General features: G+C 52.1%; 35 protein-coding genes. 34 read left to right on the top strand and 1 reads right to left on the bottom strand.

Annotated features, from left to right (window positions below):
• Positions 1 to 4 precede the first annotated feature (4 nt).
• The 8 genes from IB144_RS15345 to IB144_RS15310 are packed head-to-tail and all read left to right on the top strand — an operon-like array spanning position 5 to position 3,327.
• Positions 5 to 601 carry a DUF1367 family protein gene (locus IB144_RS15345; RefSeq protein ID WP_016946309.1) on the top strand — a complete coding sequence of 199 codons (597 nt, stop codon included), beginning with the start codon at positions 5 to 7 and terminating at the stop codon, positions 599 to 601.
• A complete protein-coding gene (locus IB144_RS15340; protein WP_032422218.1) occupies positions 601 to 807 on the top strand; it encodes a hypothetical protein in 207 nt (68 codons plus the stop codon). Before IB144_RS15345 ends, IB144_RS15340 begins: the two co-directional genes overlap by 1 nt.
• 2 nt (positions 808 to 809) lie before the next feature.
• Positions 810 to 1,229, top strand: a complete 420-nt coding sequence (locus IB144_RS15335; RefSeq protein ID WP_048292008.1) for a hypothetical protein — start codon at positions 810 to 812, stop codon at positions 1,227 to 1,229.
• Complete coding sequence (locus IB144_RS15330) at positions 1,214 to 1,807, top strand: recombination protein NinG (RefSeq protein ID WP_048292009.1); 594 nt, start codon at positions 1,214 to 1,216, stop codon at positions 1,805 to 1,807. The genes IB144_RS15335 and IB144_RS15330 overlap by 16 nt, the downstream gene beginning before the upstream one ends.
• On the top strand, positions 1,804 to 2,034 hold the full coding sequence (locus tag IB144_RS15325) for a hypothetical protein (protein WP_032723549.1): 231 nt from the start codon (positions 1,804 to 1,806) through the stop codon (positions 2,032 to 2,034). Before IB144_RS15330 ends, IB144_RS15325 begins: the two co-directional genes overlap by 4 nt.
• A complete protein-coding gene (locus tag IB144_RS15320; protein WP_117157528.1) occupies positions 2,031 to 2,171 on the top strand; it encodes a YlcG family protein in 141 nt (46 codons plus the stop codon). The genes IB144_RS15325 and IB144_RS15320 overlap by 4 nt, the downstream gene beginning before the upstream one ends.
• On the top strand, positions 2,168 to 2,851 hold the full coding sequence (locus IB144_RS15315; RefSeq protein WP_071081061.1) for a bacteriophage antitermination protein Q: 684 nt from the start codon (positions 2,168 to 2,170) through the stop codon (positions 2,849 to 2,851). The genes IB144_RS15320 and IB144_RS15315 overlap by 4 nt, the downstream gene beginning before the upstream one ends.
• Positions 2,851 to 3,327, top strand: a complete 477-nt coding sequence (locus IB144_RS15310; RefSeq protein WP_117157529.1) for an HNH endonuclease — start codon at positions 2,851 to 2,853, stop codon at positions 3,325 to 3,327. The genes IB144_RS15315 and IB144_RS15310 overlap by 1 nt, the downstream gene beginning before the upstream one ends.
• A 185-nt stretch (positions 3,328 to 3,512) precedes the next feature.
• Here IB144_RS15310 and IB144_RS15305 read toward each other — a convergent pair.
• Positions 3,513 to 4,675, bottom strand: a protein-coding gene (locus IB144_RS15305; protein ID WP_087759146.1) for an IS3 family transposase whose coding sequence is annotated in 2 segments (ribosomal slippage) — positions 3,513 to 4,414 and positions 4,414 to 4,675 — 1,164 coding nt in all. Because the reading frame shifts where the segments join, the coding sequence is not laid out codon by codon here.
• A gap of 565 nt (positions 4,676 to 5,240) precedes the next feature.
• Between IB144_RS15305 and IB144_RS15300 the strand changes: the two genes are divergently transcribed.
• The 26 genes from IB144_RS15300 (at position 5,241) to IB144_RS15175 (ending at position 24,328) form a co-directional block, all read left to right on the top strand.
• A complete protein-coding gene (locus tag IB144_RS15300) occupies positions 5,241 to 5,540 on the top strand; it encodes a phage holin family protein (protein WP_031280382.1) in 300 nt (99 codons plus the stop codon).
• A complete protein-coding gene (locus IB144_RS15295; protein WP_004184488.1) occupies positions 5,537 to 6,076 on the top strand; it encodes a putative peptidoglycan-binding domain-containing protein in 540 nt (179 codons plus the stop codon). The genes IB144_RS15300 and IB144_RS15295 overlap by 4 nt, the downstream gene beginning before the upstream one ends.
• A complete protein-coding gene (locus IB144_RS15290) occupies positions 6,073 to 6,417 on the top strand; it encodes a hypothetical protein (RefSeq protein ID WP_004190674.1) in 345 nt (114 codons plus the stop codon). The genes IB144_RS15295 and IB144_RS15290 overlap by 4 nt, the downstream gene beginning before the upstream one ends.
• Positions 6,414 to 6,689, top strand: coding sequence for a hypothetical protein (locus IB144_RS15285; protein ID WP_004190672.1), 276 nt, complete (start codon positions 6,414 to 6,416; stop codon positions 6,687 to 6,689). Before IB144_RS15290 ends, IB144_RS15285 begins: the two co-directional genes overlap by 4 nt.
• Positions 6,640 to 6,834, top strand: a complete 195-nt coding sequence (locus tag IB144_RS15280; protein WP_019405025.1) for a hypothetical protein — start codon at positions 6,640 to 6,642, stop codon at positions 6,832 to 6,834. The genes IB144_RS15285 and IB144_RS15280 overlap by 50 nt, the downstream gene beginning before the upstream one ends.
• A gap of 813 nt (positions 6,835 to 7,647) precedes the next feature.
• Positions 7,648 to 7,893, top strand: coding sequence for a DUF2560 family protein (locus tag IB144_RS15275; RefSeq protein ID WP_004218558.1), 246 nt, complete (start codon positions 7,648 to 7,650; stop codon positions 7,891 to 7,893).
• A 131-nt stretch (positions 7,894 to 8,024) separates the two neighbouring features.
• Entirely contained in the window at positions 8,025 to 8,207 is a 183-nt protein-coding gene (locus IB144_RS15270; RefSeq protein WP_117157530.1) for a hypothetical protein, read from the top strand.
• A 548-nt stretch (positions 8,208 to 8,755) separates the two neighbouring features.
• A complete protein-coding gene (locus tag IB144_RS15265; protein WP_032438547.1) occupies positions 8,756 to 9,760 on the top strand; it encodes a terminase small subunit in 1,005 nt (334 codons plus the stop codon).
• Entirely contained in the window at positions 9,738 to 11,045 is a 1,308-nt protein-coding gene (locus IB144_RS15260) for a terminase family protein (RefSeq protein ID WP_004190663.1), read from the top strand. Before IB144_RS15265 ends, IB144_RS15260 begins: the two co-directional genes overlap by 23 nt.
• Positions 11,045 to 12,445, top strand: a complete 1,401-nt coding sequence (locus IB144_RS15255) for a DUF4055 domain-containing protein (RefSeq protein ID WP_149359028.1) — start codon at positions 11,045 to 11,047, stop codon at positions 12,443 to 12,445. Before IB144_RS15260 ends, IB144_RS15255 begins: the two co-directional genes overlap by 1 nt.
• Positions 12,429 to 13,541: a phage minor head protein gene (locus tag IB144_RS15250; protein WP_149359029.1), complete on the top strand. Its 1,113-nt coding sequence runs from the start codon at positions 12,429 to 12,431 to the stop codon at positions 13,539 to 13,541. Before IB144_RS15255 ends, IB144_RS15250 begins: the two co-directional genes overlap by 17 nt.
• 84 nt (positions 13,542 to 13,625) lie before the next feature.
• Complete coding sequence (locus IB144_RS15245) at positions 13,626 to 14,417, top strand: hypothetical protein (protein WP_149359030.1); 792 nt, start codon at positions 13,626 to 13,628, stop codon at positions 14,415 to 14,417.
• A gap of 10 nt (positions 14,418 to 14,427) precedes the next feature.
• Positions 14,428 to 15,381 (top strand): major capsid protein, encoded by a 954-nt coding sequence (locus IB144_RS15240; protein WP_032427966.1) that lies wholly within the window; start codon positions 14,428 to 14,430, stop codon positions 15,379 to 15,381.
• A 321-nt stretch (positions 15,382 to 15,702) separates the two neighbouring features.
• Complete coding sequence (locus IB144_RS15235) at positions 15,703 to 16,098, top strand: hypothetical protein (protein ID WP_008807837.1); 396 nt, start codon at positions 15,703 to 15,705, stop codon at positions 16,096 to 16,098.
• 1 nt (position 16,099) lies between these two features.
• A complete protein-coding gene (locus IB144_RS15230; RefSeq protein ID WP_004190649.1) occupies positions 16,100 to 16,354 on the top strand; it encodes a hypothetical protein in 255 nt (84 codons plus the stop codon).
• 9 nt (positions 16,355 to 16,363) lie between these two features.
• On the top strand, positions 16,364 to 16,597 hold the full coding sequence (locus tag IB144_RS15225; RefSeq protein WP_016946677.1) for a hypothetical protein: 234 nt from the start codon (positions 16,364 to 16,366) through the stop codon (positions 16,595 to 16,597).
• On the top strand, positions 16,584 to 16,967 hold the full coding sequence (locus IB144_RS15220) for a hypothetical protein (RefSeq protein ID WP_023282424.1): 384 nt from the start codon (positions 16,584 to 16,586) through the stop codon (positions 16,965 to 16,967). Before IB144_RS15225 ends, IB144_RS15220 begins: the two co-directional genes overlap by 14 nt.
• A gap of 1 nt (position 16,968) precedes the next feature.
• Positions 16,969 to 17,520 (top strand): hypothetical protein, encoded by a 552-nt coding sequence (locus IB144_RS15215; protein ID WP_038992555.1) that lies wholly within the window; start codon positions 16,969 to 16,971, stop codon positions 17,518 to 17,520.
• Positions 17,517 to 17,909, top strand: coding sequence for a phage tail terminator-like protein (locus IB144_RS15210; RefSeq protein ID WP_023282426.1), 393 nt, complete (start codon positions 17,517 to 17,519; stop codon positions 17,907 to 17,909). The genes IB144_RS15215 and IB144_RS15210 overlap by 4 nt, the downstream gene beginning before the upstream one ends.
• A gap of 23 nt (positions 17,910 to 17,932) precedes the next feature.
• On the top strand, positions 17,933 to 19,105 hold the full coding sequence (locus IB144_RS15205) for a phage tail tube protein (RefSeq protein ID WP_059065381.1): 1,173 nt from the start codon (positions 17,933 to 17,935) through the stop codon (positions 19,103 to 19,105).
• 53 nt (positions 19,106 to 19,158) lie between these two features.
• Positions 19,159 to 19,641: a hypothetical protein gene (locus IB144_RS15200; protein WP_038992558.1), complete on the top strand. Its 483-nt coding sequence runs from the start codon at positions 19,159 to 19,161 to the stop codon at positions 19,639 to 19,641.
• 167 nt (positions 19,642 to 19,808) lie between these two features.
• Positions 19,809 to 19,976 carry a hypothetical protein gene (locus IB144_RS15195; RefSeq protein WP_087803953.1) on the top strand — a complete coding sequence of 56 codons (168 nt, stop codon included), beginning with the start codon at positions 19,809 to 19,811 and terminating at the stop codon, positions 19,974 to 19,976.
• A gap of 66 nt (positions 19,977 to 20,042) precedes the next feature.
• Positions 20,043 to 20,375, top strand: coding sequence for a hypothetical protein (locus tag IB144_RS15190; protein WP_023313119.1), 333 nt, complete (start codon positions 20,043 to 20,045; stop codon positions 20,373 to 20,375).
• 119 nt (positions 20,376 to 20,494) lie between these two features.
• Positions 20,495 to 23,386, top strand: coding sequence for a phage tail length tape measure family protein (locus IB144_RS15185; RefSeq protein ID WP_149359031.1), 2,892 nt, complete (start codon positions 20,495 to 20,497; stop codon positions 23,384 to 23,386).
• Positions 23,386 to 23,859: a hypothetical protein gene (locus IB144_RS15180; RefSeq protein ID WP_023159427.1), complete on the top strand. Its 474-nt coding sequence runs from the start codon at positions 23,386 to 23,388 to the stop codon at positions 23,857 to 23,859. Before IB144_RS15185 ends, IB144_RS15180 begins: the two co-directional genes overlap by 1 nt.
• Positions 23,846 to 24,328: a DUF1833 family protein gene (locus tag IB144_RS15175; RefSeq protein WP_149359032.1), complete on the top strand. Its 483-nt coding sequence runs from the start codon at positions 23,846 to 23,848 to the stop codon at positions 24,326 to 24,328. The genes IB144_RS15180 and IB144_RS15175 overlap by 14 nt, the downstream gene beginning before the upstream one ends.
• Positions 24,329 to 24,336: the final 8 nt, after the last annotated feature.

The following is a 24,336-nucleotide window of genomic DNA, read 5'->3' as shown; positions in this document are numbered from 1 at the left end:
AGCCATGGCGCAATTGCACTTAATAAAACAATCTCAAGGTATCCTGATCCCCGCGACGCCGGAGACCAGTGATTTTCTGCAATCAAAATGCAAGCTCGGATCCGTTCTGGAAGCCGATTATAAGCTTGTCCGCAATCCGGCGTTTCACCGCCGTTACTTTGCTTTACTCAATCTCGGCTTTGAATATTGGGAACCTACCGGCGGGGCGATTTCGTCTAACGAGCGCAGGCTTATCACAGGTTACGCCAAATACCTTGCTGCATATGGCGGGAGTGAATCGGCGTTGCTTGATGCCGCCGGGCAATATCTCGACCGGATAGCTGAGAAGCGATCCGGCTATATCAGTATTTGCAAATCCTTCGATGCTTACCGGGCGTGGGTCATCGTTGAAGCCGGCCACTATGACGCCATACAGCTGCCGGACGGCACGCTGAAAAAACACCCTCGCAGCATTTCTTTCGCAAGCATGGACGAATGCGAGTTCCAGGAACTGTACAAAGCATCGCTGGATGTTCTCTGGCGGTGGATCCTCTCTCGTTCATTCAACAGCCTGCAGGAAGCTGAGAACGCCGCCAACCAGCTTTTAAGCTTCGCGGGGTGATGCCGATGAAACACTCATGGTTTCACCATCTCGAATGCACAACGCAGCAGGCCGACGAACTGGTAGCGAGATATCGTCAGCGGGGCGTAAAGGTCGAACGAAGCTTAAACCCTGACTTTATGACATGGACCGTCAGCGCGCAGCTGGTGGAGGACAAAAATCCGCCTCGGCCAGACTCTCGCTGGCGCAACAGGATGTGGGGGTAAGTATGGCTAAGAAGGAGACATGCCTATTTTGCGGTAAGCCCGCAACTTTGCTTTGCGATGGAATTATTGGTTGGGACGCTGATGAAGATGAAAATCACCATCTCAGTAATGCCCGTGGAATTTTTACATGCGACGCTCCGATGTGTCGTGAATGCGCAACATGGCACGGCAACATATTTTTCTCAGGCAAAGCGGGTGGAATGGAAACTCGCGATTACTGCCCGCTTTGTCAGGCGCTGCACGTAAACGGTGATGTTATCCGTGAAGACCCGCACCGCAAAGGGAAGGCTATTCGTGAACCGGCGCTGCTTGAGGAGCAAGCAAATATTATCCGTAAGGCCCACTGGAATAGCTATCTGAACAAGCACCGCCGGGAACTAAATATCATTCAGGGAGGTGGACAGCAATGCCTGCCATTCTGAAAAAGAAAACATTGCGTCGCTGCAAAATCTGCCGGGAGAAATTCACTCCTGCATTCGAAAATCATCGCTGGTGCTGTCCTGAGCATGGCGCTGAATTTGCCATGCAGGAGCTTGAGAAGAAGCGCGAAAAGCAGGCTCAGGCGAAAGAGAAGAAAGAGCGCGCAGCCTGGCGCAAGCGCAAAGCAGCGGTGAAACCTCTCCGACACTGGGAGGATATGACTCAGCGTGTCGTTAACGACTATATCCGCGAGCGTGACCACGATCTGCCGTGTATCAGCTGCGGCACGTTCGAAACGGTTCAGTGGGAGGCCGGGCATTACCGATCCCGCGGTAAAGCATCGCACCTGCGCTACAACGAGGACAACATTCACAAGCAGTGTCATCACTGCAACGTGCAAATGTCAGGTAACCAGCAGCAGTACCGCATTGCTCTGGTAGAGAAAATCGGCGCTGAGCGCGTCGAGGCGCTCGAAAACAACAACACCCCTCACCGATACACCATCGAAGAACTGGAAGGCATCAGGCGCCATTACAGCGCGCTACGCCGTGCTCTCATAAAACAACGGGAGGCTGCATGAAGATCACCTATAGCGACGAAGGGGCTTATTCCCGCATCTGGCTGACTGGCCCGTTCTGGCAGCTGGCTATGGCCAGACGCATTGCGGATGCTGGTCTGGACGCTTCTCCGGTCAATACCTGGGAGTCTCGCGGCATTACCTTCCAGATCACCCTGTACGGAAAGAGCGCGTATGTGCTCAGGGCATATAAGGCGATGGCTAAGGCCATGGCGAGGACTGGCAAATGAGCCGTGACGTTATCGAACGCATCCGCGACCGTTGGCAAAAGCTCCGCCTCTGCCGGCACCGCGGCACCGTACTGGTTGACTACAAAATATTACGCAATTTCGTACGTATCTATAAGCGCCTGGGAGAAGCAACATGACAGCTCAATACTTGGAATTTGTTCGCCAGCAGCTGATAGTGGCCACCGCCGATCTGAGCGGCGCGACGAAAGGGCAACTGGTGGCTTTCGCAGAAAATGCGCAATTCACCGCTACGGCGCGCAGCCGGGGAAGGAAGAAGGTTTATAGCGAAGTAAAGCAAAAAATGGTTAACCCGGATGGGCCGCCGATGAGCGGCAGCCAGTCCCGCGCTAAGGGTTCATCAATCGCTCTCGTTCTGCCCGTTGAATATTCGACGGCAAGTTGGCGACGGGCTCTGCTGTCGCTGGAAGACCACCAGAAAGCGTGGCTGCTGTGGAACTACAGCGATAATATCCGCTGGGAACACCAGGAGACGATCACCCGGTGGGCATGGGGGCAATTCAACGAAAAGCTGGCCGGCGTGCGCATTGCAAAGAAAACAGTCGATCGCCTGCGCCAACTTATCTGGCTGGCCGCGCAGGATGTCAAAGCCGAGCTGGCAGGGCGGGAGGCGTATGAATATCAGGCGCTGGCGGAGCTGGTTGGTGTAGCAAAGTCCACATGGACAGAAACCTACCTCCCTCATTGGCTGGCGCTGCGCAGCAGTTTTGTGAAGCTTGATAGCGACGCTCTCATATCGGTAACGCGATCACGTTCACAACAAAAGGCGACAAATTTAGATTTGAGAGGATATAAGTAATGGACCAAGAAACTCTTAAATCTATTCTTAAGTACGACGCCTTTTCTGGTTTGTTTTTATGGGCAGTGAAAAGGCAGAAGGTGGTTGTAGGAAGCGTTGCTGGAAGCAAAAATTCTCTTGGCTATGTGCAAATAAAAATTTCTGGGAAACTTTATCATGCTCATCGCCTTGCATGGCTCTACGTGTACGGATATATGCCAGAAAAAGAGATCGATCACATAAACAGAATAAGAGACGACAACAGGATTGCCAATCTTAGAGAAGCAACCAGCCAACTTAACTCTCTTAACACTGGTATCTATAAAAATAACACATCAGGTAGCAAGGGTATTTATTACAACAAAAGAGCAAAAAAGTGGCAGGCACAGATTCTCATCGATGGAAAACGGGAGTATTTAGGTCTCTATGATGATTTAAAAAGAGCCGATATAGCATTTAGACTTGCTAATCACTTCAGACTTGCAAAACCGAACTGAAAGGCATATATTTCATGTAAATCTGATATCGTCGCCATAGCTTCGATTGTCGACACACAAAGAATTCAAGCCCGAGGTTAACGCCTTGGGCTTTTTGCTTTCCGGCGACACGACAGGGGTATTCGCGAGATGCATTGCATCAGTACCCCTGTCACTGATCCTCTCCTCGTAATATGGACACGCGCCTAAGCGAGATTCTGATTTTCAAATTGTTCCGGGCTGAGGCCGCCACAGGCACTGTGACGACGCCAGCGATTGTAATCGCACTCAATGTAATTAAATACCATCGTACGCATATCATCGCGACTGATTAGACGCTCACCGTGGATGCACTCTACCTTCAGCGTGTGGAAAAAGCTTTCCGCGCAGGCATTGTCATAGCAGCAGCCTTTTGCACTCATGCTGCCCCGAAGGTCGTGCTGCTTCAACAGGGCCTGATAATCTGCTGAGCAGTACTGACCACCCCGGTCGCTGTGGGCTATAACCCCTTTTGGCCGCTTACGCCGCCACAGCGCCATTTGCAGGGCATCGCATACCAGCCGGGCCGTCATTCGGGATGACATCGACCAGCCAATAACCGCGCGGGACCACAGGTCAATCACCACGGCAAGATACAGCCAGCCCTCATCGGTGCGAATGTAGGTGATGTCCTGCACCCACTTCTGATTCGGTGCGCTGGCGGTGAAATCCTGATTCAGCAGATTATCGAATACCGGCAGATTATGGGGCTTATAACTCACCGGACTGAACTTACGCGCGGCTTTGGCCCTTAGCCCCTGCCGCTTCAGGCTGGCCGCTACCGTTTTGATGTTGTATTTCACCCCCTGTTCGCGCAGCTCATCAGTAATGCGCGGTGCGCCGTAGCGCTGTTTCGCCTGATGAAAGGCCTGACTGACCGCTTTGTCACATTGCCGGCGAAATTGTTGACGCGGGCTTAGCTGCAGGCGACGGATACGCCAGGCATACCAGCCGCTGCGGGCCACGCGCAGCACCCGACACATGGCTTTAATGCTGAACTCAGCCTGATGTTTTTCGATGAAGACATACTTCATTTCAGGCGCTTTGCGAAGTATGTCGCGGCCTTTTGGAGGATAGCCAGCTCCTCGTCACGCTCTGCCAGCTGGCGCTTCAGGCGGGCATTTTCAGCGGCCAGCTCATTTTCCCGTTCGGAAGACGTTTTCTGCTGCTGTAATTTGCTGCGCCAGGTATATAGCTGAGACTCGTAAAGGCTGAGTTCCCGGGCGGCAGCGGCAACGCCGATGCGCTCCGCAAGCTTCAGGGCTTCGCTGCGGAATTCAGGCGAATGCTGTTTACGTGGTTTCTTACTTACGGTTGCTGATTTAGTCATGTGAGATACCTCTGTCTGGGAGTTTACTCACTTAGTCGCGTGTCCACTATTCGCGGGTAGGATCACACATCGTCGTAGAGCATTGAAACGAGTTTCATCAGATGTTAAATTTTTGGTGTGGTGAATCCCCCTATGCGGAGGGGCATTGCCAGTCTGATATGTTTTTTTGCGCATTGCGAGTCGTCTGTGGACTGGCGGCGACTTACCGGGAGGCACCCGGCACCACACCTAATAAAAAATGATGATAGCTGTAAGGCCCACTTCGGTGGGCTTTTTCTTTGGGCAAAAAAAAGCCCGCATGGTTTCATGCAGGCAAGGCAGTTACATTTAGATTTTGTCCCGGTATATGTTTTTTTGTCCGGAAGTCGAAAGATACTGTCTCGAATACATTTTGTAAATAACGGATTCAAATCACAAGGCCATGCATTTGCATGGCTTTTTTATTATCAGGTCCCGCGGAAATCATCACCGACATGCTTCGTTGTTAAATCCAGCCTGACGGGCCTGACCTTCTCACACACAGCTTCCCGATCTTTCATCGGAGGCGGTAACTATGGCTAAGCGTATGCAAGACAAAGAGAGCATTGCCGGGATGTCCTGGCTGGTTCTGCTGATCATTGCTTGCTGGGGTGGACTTGTCCGCTACCTGATAGATGTGAAGCAGAGCAAGGCAACATGGAGCTTGATCAATGCTCTTGCCCAAATGGTGGTTTCAGGGTTTACCGGCGTTATTGCTGGCCTGGTGAGCATTGAAAGCGGACTGAGCATTTACATGATACTGGCCACTTCCGGAATTAGCGGGGCAATGGGTTCTGTTGCTTTGACCTATTTCTGGGAACGCATTACCGGAGTTAAGGCGCCATGACAGCAGATCAGATTATCGAGGGGATCCTCGGCAAGGAGGGTGGTTATGTCGATCATCCGTCGGATAAAGGCGGGCCGACCCGCTGGGGCATCACGCAGACCACCGCCCGTGCACATGGCTACACCGGTGATATGCGGAACCTGCCCAGGGAAACAGCAAAGCAAATCCTGCTGAGCGATTACTGGACCGGCCCCCGGTTTGACCAGGTGGCAGCTCTATCTACGTTACTGGCAGATGAGCTTTGCGACACTGGCGTGAACATGGGGCCATCTGTAGCCAGTAAGTTTTTCCAGCGCTGGCTGACCGCAATGAATATGCGCGGAAAGCTGTATCCCGATCTGATTCCGGATGGCGCCATTGGTCCCCGAACCATCACCGCGCTTAAGGGATACCTTTCCGCCCGCGGGAAAGAGGGTGAACAGGTTCTGTTGCGTGCGCTGAACTGCAGCCAGGGTGCCAGATACCTCGAACTGGCGGAGGGCCGCGAAGCCAACGAGGATTTTCTCTACGGCTGGGTTAAGGAGCGTGTCCTGTGAAGATGATCATTTTCGCTTTGCTTGTGCTGGTGGCTGTGCTCGTTCTGTTACTTCTGCGCAAATATACCCGGCTGGAGTTCGTAGGGCATGCCAGCTTGCTGCTGAAAACGTGGTCTGTAAAGCTGGGAGCTATCGGCGCGCTGGTTGGTGTATGGGCGCAGTCGTTCCCGGATGCTGCGCTGCACGCCTGGGCGGTGCTGCCGCCGGATATCAAAAACATCCTGCCGCCAAACATCGTTGCGTTGATTAGCCCTGCGCTGGTGGTGCTGGCCGTACTATCGCAATACGTACGCCAGCCAGCATTGAAAGAAAAGGCCGACGAACTGAAGGAGCAGCAATGAGCTTTGAAATTATCGCGGGACTGGTGGTCGTCATCCTGGGTGCTATTGCTGGCGCGTTCGGCATTGGGCATGCTCGCGGGGCCAGTAAGGCGAAAGCCAAAGCTGATCAGCAACGTACCGAAGAGAACGCCGCTGCTACTGTCGCCGCGGCAGAACGCCGTGCTGAAGTCACGAAAGGGGCCAGCGATGTACAGGAAGACGTTAAGCGTATGGGCGATGACGATGTTGATCGGGAGTTGCGCGAAAAGTTTACCCGCCCCGGTAGTCGTTGACACGGCCTGCAGCTGGGTGCGGATCATCTACCTGACTGACCACGATATCGATGTGTTGGATAAGCAGACCAAGCGTGACATCCTGGCGCACAACAAAGCAGTGCAGGCCAATTGCTCGCAGCTCACAGAGAAGGGTTCCAGGTAATTCAGCTACAAACGCAGAACACTTTAGGTATTGAAATTTACATGGCCACATGAACAAAAAATCAGAATACGAGACAACAGAGCGCTGAAAAATGAAAAGTTGGTATCTAAGTCAGGTGCATTAAGGCACTATGGATTTTCAATTCCTTCTATCTAAGAAGCTGCCCATGACAAGAAATTCACTCCCTCAACTTCCGCATGGTTATCGATACGGTGACGAGCACTCTATTCACCCTCATTGTGATGGGGATTATTTAGCTCCGCAGGGATGTGTTATCAAGTCCGTTAACCTTGTAGATGGGGCGGTTATTTATGTGCCCATCCAACGCTACATCAAGCATCTAGATCTTTGGGTTAATGCCGAAGGAACTGTCGAATAAATTGTTAGTTACCGGCCTCGTTCGGGAGAGCTGAGAATTGCCATCAAAAGACCAGCAGAGATGCCTGGTGCTCTGGTTGAATGTTCCGGCAAGTTGAAAATGATTGGTTCAATGAGCTCTTTCGATATTTAAATGCTTTCGATAACTTAAATGAAGCTATCATCACGTGATCACTGCCAGCCAACACCAAAACGGCAGTGGTCAGTTAAAAAGCAGAAAAGCCTCTCCCGGGTGGCTCCTGAGAGATTTTAGTTTTCTAACTGGTACCAACCAAAGGTCGCATTTTTTATGCGACCTTTTTTATTGTGCGTAACAGGCATCCGTAAGGAAACCGTTCAGCTTGTACACACGGCAAAGATAAATGCAAAAGCATCACAGAGGCTATTTTGTCGAATGGCTTCGATAATACTCCCCACATCGCACAGAGGTAAGACATGTCAGAGATCACTGCATCCGAGCAAATCCGCCTGGATATAATCAAGAAAGTTAATTATGACACCGCAGCGGCCAAGCTGGCCATTGACTGGGTAGGAGACAGCTATCTGAAGTCTGAGCTATTCGCTGACTCTTTCGATCGTGTTTTCACGGAAAGTGAGATTGTCTCGAAGACCCGTAAGGCAATCCAGGAAGCGACCGAAGCGCTGGCGCTGTTTGATACTGCCGCTGAGAAGGTCAGCTAAGGCATTACAGCAGGCATTCATCGAGTGCCTGTGATAATGTTAAAGCTCCTGTATAAGGGGCAGTTGTATGATATCATGCAACGAAACAACCAAGCTATGGAAAGTCCGGGTAATGGTTTGGAGTGAATGTGATGTTTAGCAGCGGTGGTATAAATGGCTACTTATTCCTGTTGCTTAGTATGTGGCCAGTGCTAATGGTTTTATTCCTGGGATTGTCTCCTGCATTTTACGGTGTGTTAATGCCTAAAACGGCAATTGCTTGTCTGGTGATCGCTGCAGCCTTTGGCATTGGTGGGTGGTTCTATGGATTGTGATCTAAGTAACATTTGGTCAGGTTATAAACTGGTATCTGACCGCATTACAGCAGGTATTCATTGAGTGCCTGTGATAATGCCCGTCAGACAATGGACTGATATCATTGTCTGTTTCTCCCGGTGTATTTTGAAATACTCAATACTCTCATAACGTCTCTGCCTGCCAACATCAGAACGCCAGAGGTTAGTTAGCCGGATAGATGCACCTCTCTCTGTTGGCTCCTGAGAGATTCTTTATACGCTGGTTGGTAGTGACCAAAGGCCGCATAATTTTGCGGCCTTTTTCATTTCTGTAAAATGAAAGTCCTCAGGCGGTTAACGATGCTCTGGACCATGGAAGTGATCTCCACCATGTCCGCCGCTATGAGGCCCAGGGGGAAGGATACATCCTGAAAGAGACAGCGCACCACAGATCACAAAAACAGCAAGCATAATTCTTTTCATAATAACTCCTGAACTAAAGAGCCTTAATTCCAAAACAAAAAAGTGAATATTTTATGGAGAATCAGTAATTCCTTTTTCTCCCTCACGTTAAATAGGAATAATCCATGGCAAAACCGGACTGGGGCGAGCTTCAGCGACGGTTCCTGTCCGATCATGCCGCAACCGGCGTATCACCGAAGGATTGGTGTGAAGCGCAGGGACTGAATTACGCTACTGCCCGCCGATACATCAAGAAACCCACTGCGCAAACTGCGCAAAAACCTGCGCAGAAGAAACTGCGCACTGCGCAAAAGGAAAAGTGCGCAGAAGAGCTGGTGGATGATGATGGCCTCACCGATCAGCAACGTTTATTTGTCGCAGAATACCTGAAGGACCACAACGCCACGCAGGCCGCTATCCGTGCCGGGTACAGCAAGAAGACTGCTGAACAAATTGGCTATCAGCTGCTTCAGAAAACTTCAGTTGCGCAGGCCATTGCGCAGCAGCAGAAAGCATCCATTGTGCGCACGCTTGGCAGCGCTGATGAAGTGCTTGAGCAGATGTGGCGGCTGGCAACATTCGACGCCAACCAACTTTCTCAGTATCGCCGCGGGAGCTGCCGCTACTGCTGGGGCTTCGGTCACCAGTATCAATGGCGCGATGCGGTGGAGTACGAAGAGAAGCGGCTTGAAGCGCTTGAGCGTAAACGTCGAGAGCCTTTGGATGATGGCGGCTACGGTTACAACCACACCAGCGCACCTAACCCGGAATGTCCTCGCTGCAATGGTGATGGCGTCGGCCAGCCATTCTTCGCCGATACGCGCAAGCTGGCGCCTGATGCTGCGCTTGCCTATTCCGGCGTTAAGCTCGGGAAGAATGGCGTGGAGATAACCGCTATCAGCCGCGAGCGAATGTACGAGGCGGTGATGAAACGTCTCGGCCTGGCTGACAGTGAGTTCACCCAGCGTCTACAGCAGATTGAAATCGAGCGCCGGCAGCTGGAGATCGACAAGCTCCGTAAAGAGCTGGCCGCTGACCCGGAAGATGACGAACCAACGCCAGTTGCGATCAATATCAACGTAGTCGATGCGCGAGTGAGGGAAGAGGATGGCGATAGCTCCGACGCTTAACGTTCCCCAGGCTCGTTTTCTGGCTATGCAGCAGAAGTTCAAAGCCTATGTAGCTGGTTTTGGATCCGGAAAGACATGGGTTGGCTGCGGTGGAATATGCAAAGGGTTTTGGGAGTTCCCCAAAATAAACCAGGGCTACTTTGCCCCGACCTATCCTCAGATCCGCGATATCTTCTACCCCACGGTGGAAGAAGTTGCTCACGACTGGGGACTGAAAGTCAAAATCGTTGAAAGCAACAAAGAGGTCCATTTCTACAGTGGGCGCCAGTACCGCGGCACGACAATTTGTCGGTCGATGGAAAAGCCCGACACGATAGTAGGCTTTAAAATCGGCAATGCGCTGGTGGATGAACTCGACGTTCTGAAAGCGGATAAGGCGCGTCAGGCGTGGCGAAAAATAATCGCGCGTATGCGTTATAAGGTTGATGGTCTGCGTAATGGCATTGACGTGACCACCACACCTGAAGGATTTAAGTTCGTCTATAACCAGTTTGTTAAGGCTGTGAGGGAAAAGCCTGAACTGAGGTCGATGTATGGTCTGGTACAGGCTTCGACATTCGACAACGAAAAGAACCTGCCGGATGACTATATTCCTTCGCTCCTGGCGAGTTACCCGCCGGAATTGATCAAGGCATATCTGAATGGCCAGTTTACTAACCTGACCAGCGGCACCATTTATCATCAGTTCGACAGGGTGCTGAATAATTCCAGTGAGGAAGAGCAGCCAGGTGAAGCGCTGTATATCGGGATGGATTTCAACGTCGGGAAGATGGCAGGGATCGTCCATGTATTGCGGCTCGGCTTACCACACGCGGTAACAGAGATTATCAACGCTTACGATACGCCAGACATGATACGCATCATCAAGGAACGTTTCTGGCTGTATGCCGACGGTGACTACCGCAAGGTCCGCGAGATTTATATTTACCCGGATGCCTCTGGTGACTCCAGGAAATCAAACAACGCCAGCAAAACAGATATTGAGCAGCTCCGACAGGCCGGATTTAACGTCATCGTTGATGATGCTAACCCGCCGGTAAAGGACCGCATCAACTCCATGAACGCCATGTTCTGTAATGGTAATGGTGATCGCCGGTACAAGGTGAATGTGGCCCGTTGCCCGGTCTATGCCGACTGCCTGGAACAACAGGTGTGGGATAAAAACGGCGAGCCGGATAAAAAGAGCGATAACGATCACCCCAACGATGGCGCTGGTTACTTCATTGTGAAGCAATTCCCAATCGTTCGACCTGCATTCTCTATTTCACTGGACACGACATTCTGATGGCCAATAACGATATTACTTATGTTCGCCCTGAGGTCAGGGCGGCGATGCCCGTGTGGAAAAAAATTCGTGACGTGTGCAAAGGGGCTGATGCTGTAAAGGCCGCCGGGAATGAATACCTCCCTTTTCTGGATCCGTCCGATAAGTCTGTACGCAATAAAAAGCGCAATGCTGATTACATTCAGCGCGCCGTTTTCTACGCGATAACGGGCAATACAAAAGTGGGTCTACTGGGGCTGGCATTCAGAAAAGACCCGACCATGACCGCGCCGGATAAACTGAATTATCTTCGTGACAACGCCGATGGTGCTGGTGCCAGCATTTATCAGCAGTCCCAGCAGGTTACAGAAAATATTCTGGAGGCCGCGCGCGAGGGGCTTTATACGGATTATGCAGCTGAGACCGACGAGGCGATCATCCTTCGTTATCAGGCGGAAAGCATCATTAACTGGCGCACCAAACGCATCAATGGACGTGATCAACTGGTGCTGGTGGTTTTACGTGAATGCATGGAAAAGGAAGATGGTTTTGCGTACGAGGATGAAATCCAGTATCGCGAACTGGCTCTGGAGAACGGAAAGTTTGTCTGCCGGGTATGGCGAAAGTCAGCTGACGCAGGCTCTTTTTCCGTCGATTCTGAGTATCACCCTAAGCCTAAAGGTGAGGATTTTTGGGATGAAATCCCCTTTACCTTCGTTGGTGCACAAAATAACGATCCCAGCATCGACGAGTCGCCTTTAGCCGCCCTCGTTGAAATTAACCTTGGTCATTATCGAAATTCGGCGGATTACGAAGACAGCGTATTTTTCTGCGGTCAGGTTCAGCCGGTGATTTCCGGGCTTGATACCGCCTGGCGTGACTGGCTGCAGGATAAGGGAATTCGTGTCGGTTCTCGTTCTCCATTCCTGCTGCCGAAGGAGGGGAGTTTTACCTATGCTCAGGCGCAACCAAACACCCTGGCTAAAGAGGCGATGGACAGTAAGCGTGATTATTCTGTTCAGCTTGGCGCCCGGCTTATCGAGCAGAACGGCGCGGTTAAAACCGCCACGCAATCCAGCGGCGAGCAAACCGCATCCACATCGGTGCTCGGCATTTGCGTTTCCAATGTCTCGGAGGCCTATACGCTGGCGCTCGGCTGGTGCGCCAGATATCTCGGCATAAAAGGCGAGGAATATCGTTACAGCATCAATCAGGAGTTTATCGCCAAAGTCGCAGAATCCGGCATGGTAACGGCAATCGTCAATGCCTGGCAGTCCGGTGCGATTCGCGACACGGATATGGTCAGAGCTCTGCAGAGGCTTGACTTGATAGATCCTGCTGACGACCCTGAAACTGTCATTGACGCTATTCGTAACGGCGCGCCTAACCTGATTGGTGGCAATAATGGCAACGGCGAATGACAAACTGCAGGATGAATCCATAGCCCACGCTATATGGGTGAGTCGCTACAGCACCGGCGTTGCCAACAGGATGATAAAAGTTCTGAATGACAGCGACGCCGAACTTACCGCCAGGCTGCTGGTTGCTATCGATACGCTGGATCCCGAGAGCTTTACCGTTTCGCGTCTGGAAGCGTTACTGGTCAGTGTCAGGGCCATAAACAAGGATGCCATACAGTCCATGTATGCAGCTCTCTCTACCGAGCTGCAGGAGCTGGCGAAGCATGAGGCCAGTTTTCAGATGAGCCTCTTCCAGTTTGCCATTCCCGACGATGTTCTGGCTCTTCATCCACTGGTTGGCATCTCCCCGGATGCAGTTTATGCCTCGGCGATGGGGCGTCCATTTCAGGGACGTTTGCTGAGTGAATGGGCCAGCAACCTCGAAGCTGATCGGATGGCGCGGATATCCAATACTGTGCGGCAGGGATTCCTGCTGGGCGATACGCATGAGCAGATCGCAAAAAAGGTTCGTGGACATGCTAACCGCGGCTACCAGGATGGTGCGCTTCAGATGAGCCGGGCCAATGCGGCCAGCATAGCGAAAACGGCAGTAGGGCATCTTGCATCAACAGCAAGACAAAGCTTTGCGTCGGCGAACGACGACATTCTGAAGGGTAAGCAGTGGTTATCCACTTTGGATAACCGGACATCAAAGGATTGTCGGATCCGCGACCGCCTCAAGTACACGCTGGATAACAAACCGATAGGGCACAAGGTGCCTTATTTGCAGGGACCGGGGAAAATTCACTTTTGCTGTCGTAGCACCGAAACATACATACTGAAATCGTCCGAGGAATTGGGTATCAAAGTCGGCGAAATCAAGGACAGCTCGCGCGCCAGTATGGATGGACAGATTCCGGCTGATACGACTTACCAGGACTGGTTCTCCCGGCAGTCGTTCACGCGACAAGCTGAGATTGTCGGAGAAACGCGCGCCAGGCTGATTCGTGATGGCGGCATGTCTCCCGATGAGTTCTACAACGACCGAGGCGAGTGGCTGACGCTGGACCAGTTGCGCTCAAAGGATGATCAGGCATTCAGAAACGCCAGGCTTTAACCAACATATCTTATTCAATCAGGCTGCCTTCGGGCGGCCTTTTTTATTGGGCCAGGCCCACAGTAACTATCCCAAGGGGACAACATGCTTATTCGTAACATGCTCATTAAATATTATTCGGCAACTGGTGGTGAAGGTGGTGATGGCGGTGGATCCGGTAATGGTGCGCCCGAGATTACGCCGGAAATCCAAAAGCTGATCGATGAGCAGGTCAGTGCTCAGGTTTCAGGCCTGAAAAATAAAAATAGTGAGTTACTCGGTAAGCTCAAAGAGTCCACTGAGTCGCTTAAGCGTTTTGAAGGTATCGATCCTGACGCGGTGAAAACTATTCTCCAGCGTTTCTCTGATGATGAAGAGGCGCAACTGATCGCCGCCGGGAAAATTGACGAGGTACTGGATAAACGCACTGAGCGGCTACGTGCTGATGTTGATAAGCAAATCAAAGCCGCTAATGAACGCGCTGAAAAGGCGGAAGCGTTCTCCAACAAATTCCGTGATCGTGTCCTGGGTGATGCTATCCGCAGCGCAGCGCTTAAGGCTGGCGCGCTGCCAGAAGCATCCGACGATCTGATTCTTCGTGCTAAAGGCACATTCCAGCTCAACGACGAAGGCGAGGCCGTAGCAGTTGATGCAAATGGCGATGTTCTGTTCGGTAAAGACGGCAAAACTCCGCTCACCCCGGTTGAGTGGGCTGAATCTCTGAAAGAGACGGCCCCGCACCTGTTCCCGCGCGCCGAAGGCTCCGGGGCTGGTGGTCATAAACCCGGTGGCGGTGGCGGTGGCGGTAGTCTGAAACGTTCAGAAATGAGCTCAAGCGACAAAGCGGACTACATCCGCAAACATGGCCAGCAGGCCTATCTCAAATTGCCTAAGTAAGGACTAATCAATGCCTACGACCGTAAACAACGACCTGATTATCTATGACGACCTCGCGCAGACTGCGTTTCTTGAGCGTCGCCAGGATAATCTGGAAGTCTTCAACGCCGCTTCAAACGGCGCAATCATTCTCGACAACGAACTGATCGAGGGTGATTTTCGCAAGCGCACCTTCTATAAAGTTGGTGGTTCTATCGAATCGCGCAACGTTAACTCCACCGACCCGGTAACGGGTAAAAAAATCGGTGCCGGTGAATCTGTCAGCGTTAAGGCGCCGTGGAAATACGGCCCGTATGAAACCACGGAGGAGGCGTTTAAACGTCGGGGTCGCGACGTTAGCGAATTCTCCGAGGTGATCGGCGTCGACGTCGCTGATGCAACGCTTGAAGGTTATATCAAGTATGCCCTACAGGGTCTTGTTGCAGCCATTGGCGCAAATGCTGACATGACGGTATCCGCGGATATTGCCACTGATGGTAAGAAAACGCTGACCCGCGGCCTGCGTAAATACGGCGATAAATTTAACCGTGTTGCGCTGTTCGTTATGCATTCCACGACCTATTTCGACATTGTTGATCAGGCTATCGACAACAAAATTTACGAAGAAGCTGGCGTGGTGGTTTATGGCGGACAGCCAGGCACGTTGGGTAAACCGGTGCTGGTAACTGACACCATGCCAGTTGATGCGATTTTGGGGCTGGTGGCCGGCGCGGTATCCGTAACGGAATCACAGGCTCCGGGCTTCCGTTCCTACGATATCAACGACCAGGAAAACCTTGCCATTGGCTATCGCGCAGAGGGTACGGTTAACGTTGAACTGCTGGGTTACAGCTGGGATGAGACGAAGGGCGCTAACCCTGACCTGACCAAAATCGGCACCGGCGCGAACTGGAAGAAACATTTCACCAGTAACAAATCCACTGCAGGCGTACTGATTAAGCTGGAAGCCCCTGCGGGGGAGTAACCCTGTCAGTGGATAAAACTTCCGCAACTGCTGACAGTACCGACGCGGTGACCGTTTCGCTCAAGTACACCAGAAATGGTGCAGGAGTCTCCGGCGCATCTGTGGCGTGGACGTCTACAGGCGGCACGCTAAGTGCTTCGACGTCACAGACAGGGTCTGCTGGTGGCTCGACGGTGAAACTCACCTCTCCTACGGCCGGCTCCTTCACGGTGACGGCTACCGTTGACGGTGTGGTGAAAACAACTGAAGCGATTGCGTTCACTGCTCCTGCGGGTGGTTAACCGACGGGGCGAAAGCCCCGTTTCTTTTGGTGAGGATCCGATGACCGTTTATATAACAATCCAGGACGTTGACGAGTTGCTGGGGGATACCTGGGCTGCCGCCGACAAAAAGGGTAAAGCCGTGCTCCAGGCAAACACCTGGATGACGGCGCTTAACCTTCAGGATATCGACCCGGAGCATATTCCTGAAGAAGTTAAGCAAGCCGGAGCGTTTATCGCTTCCGTAGCCGCTGCAGGCAATCTGTATCAGCAAAAAACAGATTCCGGCGTGGTGACGAGCAAAAGCGTTGAGGCCGACGATGTGAAGGTTTCCCGTACTTTTGCCGAGCTTTCAACCACCAGCACTGAATTACTCGATCCTGATTTGCAGCTGGCGCTGGATATGCTCAAACCGTGGATGATTAACCCTTTCCAGACGTTCTTTGTGAGGGCGTGATATGTCCGATTTGAAGGTGGTCCCATTTCAAAAGCCCAGCCATCACAACCTCGATAACGACCAGGTTATTCGCCTGCTGAAACAGGCTCTGGAGAGAGCCGAAAACGGCGGCTGCCACAGTGTCGCAGTGATACTGCTTGATGATGAGGGTAACGCGATTGATTGCTGGCATAACGGTGGACGCCCCTATGTGATGGTTGGCGCTATGGAGTCGCTTAAAACCGACTTTATCCATGCTCATATTGAGCGGCGGTAAGGGGGTAACATGCAAAATCCATATGTGCATTATGCCGGCGACGGGCTCGGTCCCCGCGATGTGTTTGTGAATGGAAACCCGATCAGACATGTCGTTTACGCAAACGAGGCAAAGGGTGTTGTAGAGTTTGCTCCGCTCCCGCTGCGGGTTAAGCGCAATGGCGAAATTTATACCCGCAAACTCCACGGTACAGTGATCGTTAAACCTCAGCAGCGTATTGGTGGGTGCAATGGGCATTCGTGACGAGCTGCAAACCGAAGTTGCCGCGGCATTCGATACCGACCTGCAGGATGCCGTTAAGGATTTCACTGGGTCATATACCGTTCGGGGTGCCTGGGACCCGGTGACGGAAACCGGCACTGAAACGCAGGTGACTTACTCGGGGCGTGGAGTGCTGGCGCGCTATAAGCTGCGCCGTATCGATGGAGTTAACATTCTGCATGGTGATGTGAAGCTAACCGCACTGGTTAACGAGGTGACTGATAAGCCGGCCGTCGGGCATATCATCACCGCACCGGATCCGGTTACGGGTGAGCTTCAGTGCTACGAGGTCATCACCGCTTCTGCCGACTCTGCTGGCGCTGCGTACTCCATTCAACTGCGGAGGGCGTGATATGGCTAAGGGCTGGAACATTGACCCGGCGGCATTCGCCGGGCTGGTGGAAGAAGATGTCAAACTACGCCAGCGGACAATCGCCATTCAGCTGCTGAATGAAATCGTTCAGCGGTCGCCGGTAGGAAACCCGGAGCTGTGGGCCATTAACGCGACCGCGGTTCAGTACAACAAAGCTGTTGGGGAATGGAACGAATCTCTTTATGCCGATCCTGCCAACCTGACAAAGACAGGCCGTCTCAGAAAGAAAGTCCGTGTTAATGACAGCATGGATATCAGGCGGCCGGCTGAGTATCGCGCAGGAACCTTCAGGGCATCGCATTTCGTCAGCATCGGCGAACCTAATCATTCCGTCCCGACCGAACCGGATCCGCGCGGGACAATGACATTTCTTAATGGCAAAAATATCATTGACCAGGCGCCAGCCTACTCGGTGATTTACATCCAGTCGAACCTGCCTTACTCCGTGCCTCTGGAGAATGGCCACTCAACACAGGCGCCGACAGGCGTCTATGCCGTCTCGTTTAATGGTGTAATTCAGGCCTACAAATGACCCTTACAGAAATCAGAAACGCTGTCATTTCCCGAATGGCGGCACAGACCGCTATTGCCTCTGATGCGGTGGATTATCCCAATGGTCCTGTATTTGACCCCAGCAACCGCGATATCTGGGCCCGCCTCACCAACATTGCAGGACAGGCTGGCGCAACCGAGATCGGGAATGGGCCGGTCGTCCACAGGACGGGCTTACTCATCATTCAGCTGTTTGTTCCGGTCGGATCCGGGACGTTGCTTATCTCCCGAACGGCCGACCAGCTAACGGAGCTATTCGAGTTTAAGGACGACGGAAAGCTGAGTTATTTCGCTGTTTCTGCTGTGCCGGCGGGTGAGACCGATGGCTGGTTACAGCTCAATCTTCAAATTCCTTATCGCGCTCTGTAGCGCACAAAAAACAGGAGGCTCCTGTGAGCTCAGGTGCAAAAGTAGTAGCCGCGTTTATTCGCGAGACAACACCAGGAATCACGCCTACAGCAGGGGCGTGGAACCTGCTGCGTCGTTCTTCATTTGGTCTGAAACCAACGCAGAACACCAACGACAATGACGAAATCGCTGGTGACCGCATGGCGCAGGGTGTTTCACGCGGCACAGTGGATGTCGGCGGCGATGTCGGCACGCGGTTTCGCTGGAACCAGCATGATGATTTTCTTGCCAGCTGCTTCGGTTCCGAATGGGTAAATAACGTGCTGACGATGGGTAATGGTCGCATTACGTTCTCCGTGGCGACTTTTGCCAGTGATGTGGGGATCGCCCAGATTGCCCGCGGTTGCCAGGTTGGCACCTTCCAGATGGAAATCCCGGCCGATGGTGATATCACTGCAACCATTACGTTTGCAGGGCTGGACTGGGAGACGAAGGGGGACGATACCAGCTATTTCACCACGCCAGTGGATTTAGCGGGGGCGCTGCGTTACTCCTTCAAGGAGGTCACGAACATCCGGCTGAATGGTGTTGATGGCGGGACAGGCTTCTGCGTCGACACCTTTAACATTCAGTTCAACAACAATATGCAGACTCAGCGCTGCATCGGTACCGGTTCGGCGTTCGCCGGCGCCAACATTCCGACAACCTTTACCCCGTCAGGTCAAATCACGCTGTCATGGTCAAAGGCAGCCTGGGAGGTTTACAAAAAAACGTTCACCGGCGAAACGGTGCCGTTTAGCTTCACCCTGGAGAATGCTGAAGGCGCCTATACCTTCGATTTCCCGGAAGTGCAGATCTCTGGCGACTGGCCGGATGCGGGGAGCACTGACATTGTTCAGGTTCAGCTGGATATCACCGCGGCCAATACTCCGCCAACTATCACCCGCGTTCCCAAAGTGCCGGCGACGGCAATCAGTGTTGCGCCAGCCACTTCAACTGGGGCCGTGGGATCTACTGTGACGTTAACCGCCACGCTTACGCCAGCTGATTCAACTGATACCGTCCAGTGGACGTCATCGGATCCGACTATCGCCAGCGTGGTTTCTACCGGGCAGAAAACAGCGAAAGTCACACGTAACGCAGCCGGTACTGCAACCATCACCGGTAAGGCCCGCACCTTTACGGCAACGTCTGAAATCATCGTTACCGCGCCTTAATTTACCTGGCCCGTTCTGCAGTCATCGCGGCTCGGGCTTTTTTGGGAGTCTTTATGCTGATTATTTCTTCTCAAATTGATTTGAACGGAGAACGCTGGTTTTTCCCTTACAAAAAGCCAGCAGGAAGTAAAAAGAAATTCACGCCTGAAGACGAGGCGCTATTTAAACTCCGTCTGCTGGTGGCCAGTAGCGAGAATCCACAATACCGCTCACGCAATGCGCTGGTGCGGCGCCATATCGACAAAATGGACGCGAGCTACCAGGTCGGTACGGATGCTTTCGATCTTGCCAGTGTGGGCGAGATTGACTCGGTTGATGATCTTCTCATCGACAATTGCGCGCGCTTTCTTCTGAAAGACTGGGAAGGCGTGGGGGAGCTGGTGGATGGTACTGAGACGGCCGTAACGTATACTCCGGAGCGTGGTGTTGCGTTACTGAAACAAAACCCCTCTCTGTACTGGCTTATTCTGGCTGAGGCGGCGTCCATTGCTCAGGGTAAAGAGCAGCAGACTCAGGAAACCGTAAAAAAGCCATAGAGGCCCAAAAATGGCTAAAGGAATTCGCCGGCGAGCAGGGCGAGAAAGCAAAGTGGCGCAGGGAGAAACTAAATCTCCCGCCCATTCCGGAGCCTGAAATCGATGCAGTTACTGGGGAGATCCTCAGCGCTTACGCCATGATATCGCGCGGCAGGAAGTATGCCGGCATGGCCGGGGTGCCGCTCCCTCTATCCCTGAATGATATTGAGCTTTACCTGGCATCGCGCACCATCCTGATCGAGCGCATTGAGTTTGACGCAGCGATACTGGCTCTCGATGATGCCTGGAGGGCTGAGTGGGCCGAAGAGCAAAAAAGGCGGGCGATAGTAAAATAACCTAATCATTGTTTAGCTGCCTCTATATGTTAGGATGTTTCTGATTGTAATCACGGGAAACATAAAATGAAGAAACTAATGATGGTAATAGCTGGGATGTTTGTTATTTCTGGATGCGCTACTAAGCAGTATCCGCAAGCTCCGTCCGTAACTAGCGAAGAGTCTGCTGCGTTAGATTGTGCCGCAATTAAGCAGGAAATCGCAAAAACGCACAGCATTCAGAACGAAATCGAAACTACAGGTCAGTTTGATGGGCGTACCGTATTGGGGGCTTTGGGAGATTTCGGTATCGGTAATGGTATGGCCAAAAGTGAAGCGCGTAAAAAGGCGCAGGCACGTCTTCAGCAGCTTGAATCTCTTAAAACTATTAAGTGTTCAGATAGCAAAGTCTCAGGTTAATTCTGGCAGCGATTGTCTCTGTTGCAATAATCGCAACAATTATCGTATATCGACAGTAATTGTTTATTAAAAATCTAACCTCGCCCCGGCGGGGTTTTTTATTGTCCGGAGATCGTTAAATGACAGAACAAACCTCCCGCCTTGCCATTGTTATTGATAGCTCCGGAGCAGAGAAACAGGCCGATAATCTCGCAACTGCACTGGTAAAAATGACACAGGCAGGTGAACGTGCTGCCATCAGCGCAGTGAAGGTGACAAAGGCCACTGATGAAGAAAAAAAGTCTCTTTCTGAACTCTTAGATCGCATCGACCCGGTAAACGCCGCCCTGAACAAACTGGATAAACAGCAGCAAGATCTTGCGAAATTCAAATCAAAGGGGATGGTAGATGCCGATACATTCGATCTTTATTCAAAGAAAATCGAGGAAACACGAAACAGGCTAACTGGATTTCGTGACGACCTTGGAAAAACCGGCCAATCAGCCGCACAGACTGCCTTTGCCATGCGCATGATCCCAGCGCAGATGACCGACATTATTGTCGGCTTATCTACAGGTCAGTCACCGTTTATGGTGCTTATGCAGCAGGGCGGGCAGTTAAAAGATATGTTTGGTGGTATTGGTCCGGCAATTAAGGGTGTGGGCACCTATGTTATGGGGTTGGTTAACCCTTTCACTCTTGCAGCTGCGGCGGTCGGTTTTCTTGGTCTGGCCTATTACAAAGGCACTCAGGAGCAGGACGAATTTTATAAGTCTCTCGTTCTCACTGGTAATCTGGTAGGCAAAACCTCCGGTCAACTTGCCGATATAGCTGCCAGCGCAGGCATTGCTGCGGATTCAACCACTGGCAAAGCCGCATCAACCCTTAACCAATTGGTATCATCCGGCAAAGTTGCTGGAGATTCTCTGGAACGCGTGACAATCGCTATTGTTAAGATCAGTGATGCGACGGGTATTGCTACAGAAAAGTTGGCGAGCGACTTTAACGATCTAGCTGCTGATCCAGTAGCGGCTATAACCAAACTTAACGACCAATACCACTTTCTGACACTGGCAACCTACAACCAGATTAAAGCGCTACAGGATGAAGGTAATCAGCAGGATGCTGCACGGGTGGCTACTGATGCTTACGCCAATGCCATGCAGCAGCGTGCGAATGATATTCATCAAAACCTTGGTCTTCTTGAAAGTGCATGGGACTCGCTGGGTAAAACGGCCAAAGGCGCCTGGGATGCGATGCTCAATATTGGGCGTGAACAAACACTAACGGATAAACTTGCCACCTTAAACGAAAATATTGCTGAAGCCCAAAAAGGGCAAAAAGATGGTGGGTTCTGGAACAGTTTTAGCGCGAGGTTTACCAACCTCCCGGAGATGATAAAACAGAGAGATTTGCTCGAATCAGTTGCCAATCTTCAGGGGGATGTAACCAAAGGACAGGCGAAGGCTAAGGAAGCCGAACAGCAAAGAATTAAAACGCAGCAAGAAGCAGATCGCGTTAACCAGCAATATTTGAGCAATGCGGATAAGCGCAATAAAGCTATTAAGCAGCAAAGCGAGTTCCTGAAGGCTGGTGCAATTACTGCAGAGCAATACGCAAAAAACGTCTCACGTATTAACGAGATGTATAAGGACCCAATGGCACCTAAGCAAAAGGCCTATACAGAGGACGCGGCAACCCGGCTGCTTGATCAAATAAACCAGCAGACAACTGCCTTGCAGTCCCAGCTGGATGCCAGTGACAAGCTTAACAGCGCAACCCAGGCGCGGGTAAAGTTCGAACAGCAAATTGCTGACCTCAAGTCTAAAACGCAGCTCACAGCCGACCAGAAGTCGATTCTTTCCCGTTCAGATGAAATCCTCCAGGCGTATAAGCAGCAGGAGGCACTGCAAAATTCCGTAAAAACCCTGGACGATTACCGGAAGATGCAGGAACAGGTAAAGACGAAGGATGAGCGGACCAACGATCTGCTTAAAACCCGTCTTGAACTGCTGGAGAAGGCCAAAGCAACGGGGCAACTTAAACCCGGTGAATATGAAAAAACGCGGGCAGATATTTATCAAAACACCGATATGCAACTGCCCTCGACGGTTCGTAATGTTGTAGGAAACCTGACACCCACAGGAGGGCGACTCTCTGGAACTTTTGAGGGGATGCAGGGGCAAATCAACGAATATGACCAGGCTCAGCAAGAGCTCCAGCGCTGGCTGGCAGCTCAGGAGGAAGCTTATGCGAAGGCCGGCGAAATAACTGCCGAGGGTGAGGCCAGAATGACCTCGATTCGTCAGCGTGCAGCGGATGCAAATCAGGTCATAGAGGCTCAGAAAAACACCATCATATCTGCGGCCACGCAATCCTTGTTTGACAGTACCGCCGACATCATGCGAACTGGGTTTGGTGAGCAATCGGCAATCTACAAGGTTGCTTTTGCTGCGAGCAAGGCATTCGCTATCGCTGACTCTATGGTGAAAATCCAGCAGGCTATAGCAAGTGGGGCAGTAAGCGCGCCTTATCCGGCCAACATCATCGCTATGGCCTCAATCGCTGCGCAGACTGCCAGTATCGTCTCAAATATCCAGGCTGTTTCAGGAGTTGGCTTCGCCTCCGGCGGTTACACTGGCCCCGGTAGTAAGTATCAGCCCGCAGGTATTGTTCACAAAGGAGAGTACGTCTTTGACCAAGCGTCAACGAACCGGATCGGCGTGTCTCAGCTTGAGGCACTTCGAAATGGCCAACCGCTTGATGCAACTCTGGGGCGTACAGGGTTTGGTACTGGTGTTCAGAACGTTAACAGCGATAACAGCAGCAAGACCACCATCCATGCTCCCATTGAGCAACATTTCCATACGCCGCCCGGTGTGACACCTGATCAGATGGCTCTCTCCATGGCTCAAACGCAGAAGCGGGCGACAACGGAAGCCCTGGATCAGGTTGCTGCGCAATTGTTGAGAGGGGACGGGAAAGTTGGTAAGGCAATGCGCAGTAAATATTCAGGCAGAGGGGTAGAGTGATGACTGATATCTACTACCCGCATGACAGTCTTCCGATGCCATTACAGGAAGGATACGGATTCCAACCTGTAAGCCCGTTAAAACGAACCCAGTTAACCACCGGTCGCGCGAGGCAAAGGCGAGCTTTTACGTCCACGCCGACGCAGGCCAGCATCACCTGGTTTATGGAAACCGATGCGCAGGGACTGGCGTTTGAGTCCTGGTTCCGTGATGCGTTATCTGACGGGGCTGCATGGTTCATGATGAAGCTGCAGACGCCGGCAGGCATTAAGTTTTACAAATGCCGCTTTACAGATATTTATCAGGGACCGGTACTGGTGGCCCCGATTTACTGGAAGTACACAGCGACGCTTGAATTATGGGAACGCCCCCTTGCTCCTGCCCCATGGGGTAATTACCCGGAATGGATCGTCGGCAGCTCACTGCTGGATATTGCGCTGAATAAGGAGTGGCCGAAGCATGACGCAGATTAAACGCCTCTACGCCAGCAGCGGACCGGAGGTGATCATTGAAACGCTGCAGATCACCATTGGTTCTGACGTCCATTATCTGTGCCATGGTTACGAGAACATCACGGCAACGACGGAGAACGGCGATACCGTAACGTTTTCAGCCTGTGCGATAGACATTGCGCTGCCGGCGCGCAATGCGGACGGCACGCAGGACCTCAAATTTGCCTTGTGCAATATCGATGGTGTTGTGTCCACGGCGATCCGCAATGCGCTGGCTAACCGTCTGTCTGCATTGCTGACGTACCGGCGTTATATTTCCACGGATTTAGCGGCCCCTGCGGAAGTGCCGTATACGCTGAAAATCAAGTCTGGTTACTGGACGGCGACAGAGGCGCAGATTACCGCGGGTTATATGAATATCCTTGATACCGCCTGGCCGCGTTACCGCTACACGCTCCCTGTCTTCCCAGGACTGCGTTATATCAGCTAAGGAATCCC

Source organism: Klebsiella sp. K4 (assembly GCF_014596785.2).
Taxonomy (GTDB): Bacteria; Pseudomonadota; Gammaproteobacteria; order Enterobacterales; family Enterobacteriaceae; genus Klebsiella; species Klebsiella pneumoniae.
The sequence above is the reverse complement of the archived record's forward strand: the minus strand, read 5'-3'. Positions and strand labels throughout refer to the sequence as shown.

Bases quoted from the DNA above. Each gene is read 5' to 3' on its own strand.
- IB144_RS15345 (WP_016946309.1), top strand. From the start codon at position 5: ATGGCGCAATTGCACTTAATAAAACAATCTCAAGGTATCCTGATCCCC.
- IB144_RS15340 (WP_032422218.1), top strand. From the start codon at position 601: ATGCCGATGAAACACTCATGGTTTCACCATCTCGAATGCACAACGCAG.
- IB144_RS15335 (WP_048292008.1), top strand. From the start codon at position 810: ATGGCTAAGAAGGAGACATGCCTATTTTGCGGTAAGCCCGCAACTTTG.
- IB144_RS15330 (WP_048292009.1), top strand. From the start codon at position 1,214: ATGCCTGCCATTCTGAAAAAGAAAACATTGCGTCGCTGCAAAATCTGC.
- IB144_RS15325 (WP_032723549.1), top strand. From the start codon at position 1,804: ATGAAGATCACCTATAGCGACGAAGGGGCTTATTCCCGCATCTGGCTG.
- IB144_RS15320 (WP_117157528.1), top strand. From the start codon at position 2,031: ATGAGCCGTGACGTTATCGAACGCATCCGCGACCGTTGGCAAAAGCTC.
- IB144_RS15315 (WP_071081061.1), top strand. From the start codon at position 2,168: ATGACAGCTCAATACTTGGAATTTGTTCGCCAGCAGCTGATAGTGGCC.
- IB144_RS15310 (WP_117157529.1), top strand. From the start codon at position 2,851: ATGGACCAAGAAACTCTTAAATCTATTCTTAAGTACGACGCCTTTTCT.
- IB144_RS15300 (WP_031280382.1), top strand. From the start codon at position 5,241: ATGCAAGACAAAGAGAGCATTGCCGGGATGTCCTGGCTGGTTCTGCTG.
- IB144_RS15295 (WP_004184488.1), top strand. From the start codon at position 5,537: ATGACAGCAGATCAGATTATCGAGGGGATCCTCGGCAAGGAGGGTGGT.
- IB144_RS15285 (WP_004190672.1), top strand. From the start codon at position 6,414: ATGAGCTTTGAAATTATCGCGGGACTGGTGGTCGTCATCCTGGGTGCT.
- IB144_RS15280 (WP_019405025.1), top strand. From the start codon at position 6,640: ATGTTGATCGGGAGTTGCGCGAAAAGTTTACCCGCCCCGGTAGTCGTT.
- IB144_RS15275 (WP_004218558.1), top strand. From the start codon at position 7,648: ATGTCAGAGATCACTGCATCCGAGCAAATCCGCCTGGATATAATCAAG.
- IB144_RS15270 (WP_117157530.1), top strand. From the start codon at position 8,025: ATGTTTAGCAGCGGTGGTATAAATGGCTACTTATTCCTGTTGCTTAGT.
- IB144_RS15265 (WP_032438547.1), top strand. From the start codon at position 8,756: ATGGCAAAACCGGACTGGGGCGAGCTTCAGCGACGGTTCCTGTCCGAT.
- IB144_RS15260 (WP_004190663.1), top strand. From the start codon at position 9,738: ATGGCGATAGCTCCGACGCTTAACGTTCCCCAGGCTCGTTTTCTGGCT.
- IB144_RS15255 (WP_149359028.1), top strand. From the start codon at position 11,045: ATGGCCAATAACGATATTACTTATGTTCGCCCTGAGGTCAGGGCGGCG.
- IB144_RS15250 (WP_149359029.1), top strand. From the start codon at position 12,429: ATGGCAACGGCGAATGACAAACTGCAGGATGAATCCATAGCCCACGCT.
- IB144_RS15245 (WP_149359030.1), top strand. From the start codon at position 13,626: ATGCTTATTCGTAACATGCTCATTAAATATTATTCGGCAACTGGTGGT.
- IB144_RS15240 (WP_032427966.1), top strand. From the start codon at position 14,428: ATGCCTACGACCGTAAACAACGACCTGATTATCTATGACGACCTCGCG.
- IB144_RS15235 (WP_008807837.1), top strand. From the start codon at position 15,703: ATGACCGTTTATATAACAATCCAGGACGTTGACGAGTTGCTGGGGGAT.
- IB144_RS15230 (WP_004190649.1), top strand. From the start codon at position 16,100: ATGTCCGATTTGAAGGTGGTCCCATTTCAAAAGCCCAGCCATCACAAC.
- IB144_RS15225 (WP_016946677.1), top strand. From the start codon at position 16,364: ATGCAAAATCCATATGTGCATTATGCCGGCGACGGGCTCGGTCCCCGC.
- IB144_RS15220 (WP_023282424.1), top strand. From the start codon at position 16,584: ATGGGCATTCGTGACGAGCTGCAAACCGAAGTTGCCGCGGCATTCGAT.
- IB144_RS15215 (WP_038992555.1), top strand. From the start codon at position 16,969: ATGGCTAAGGGCTGGAACATTGACCCGGCGGCATTCGCCGGGCTGGTG.
- IB144_RS15210 (WP_023282426.1), top strand. From the start codon at position 17,517: ATGACCCTTACAGAAATCAGAAACGCTGTCATTTCCCGAATGGCGGCA.
- IB144_RS15200 (WP_038992558.1), top strand. From the start codon at position 19,159: ATGCTGATTATTTCTTCTCAAATTGATTTGAACGGAGAACGCTGGTTT.
- IB144_RS15195 (WP_087803953.1), top strand. From the start codon at position 19,809: ATGGCCGGGGTGCCGCTCCCTCTATCCCTGAATGATATTGAGCTTTAC.
- IB144_RS15190 (WP_023313119.1), top strand. From the start codon at position 20,043: ATGAAGAAACTAATGATGGTAATAGCTGGGATGTTTGTTATTTCTGGA.
- IB144_RS15185 (WP_149359031.1), top strand. From the start codon at position 20,495: ATGACAGAACAAACCTCCCGCCTTGCCATTGTTATTGATAGCTCCGGA.
- IB144_RS15180 (WP_023159427.1), top strand. From the start codon at position 23,386: ATGACTGATATCTACTACCCGCATGACAGTCTTCCGATGCCATTACAG.
- IB144_RS15175 (WP_149359032.1), top strand. From the start codon at position 23,846: ATGACGCAGATTAAACGCCTCTACGCCAGCAGCGGACCGGAGGTGATC.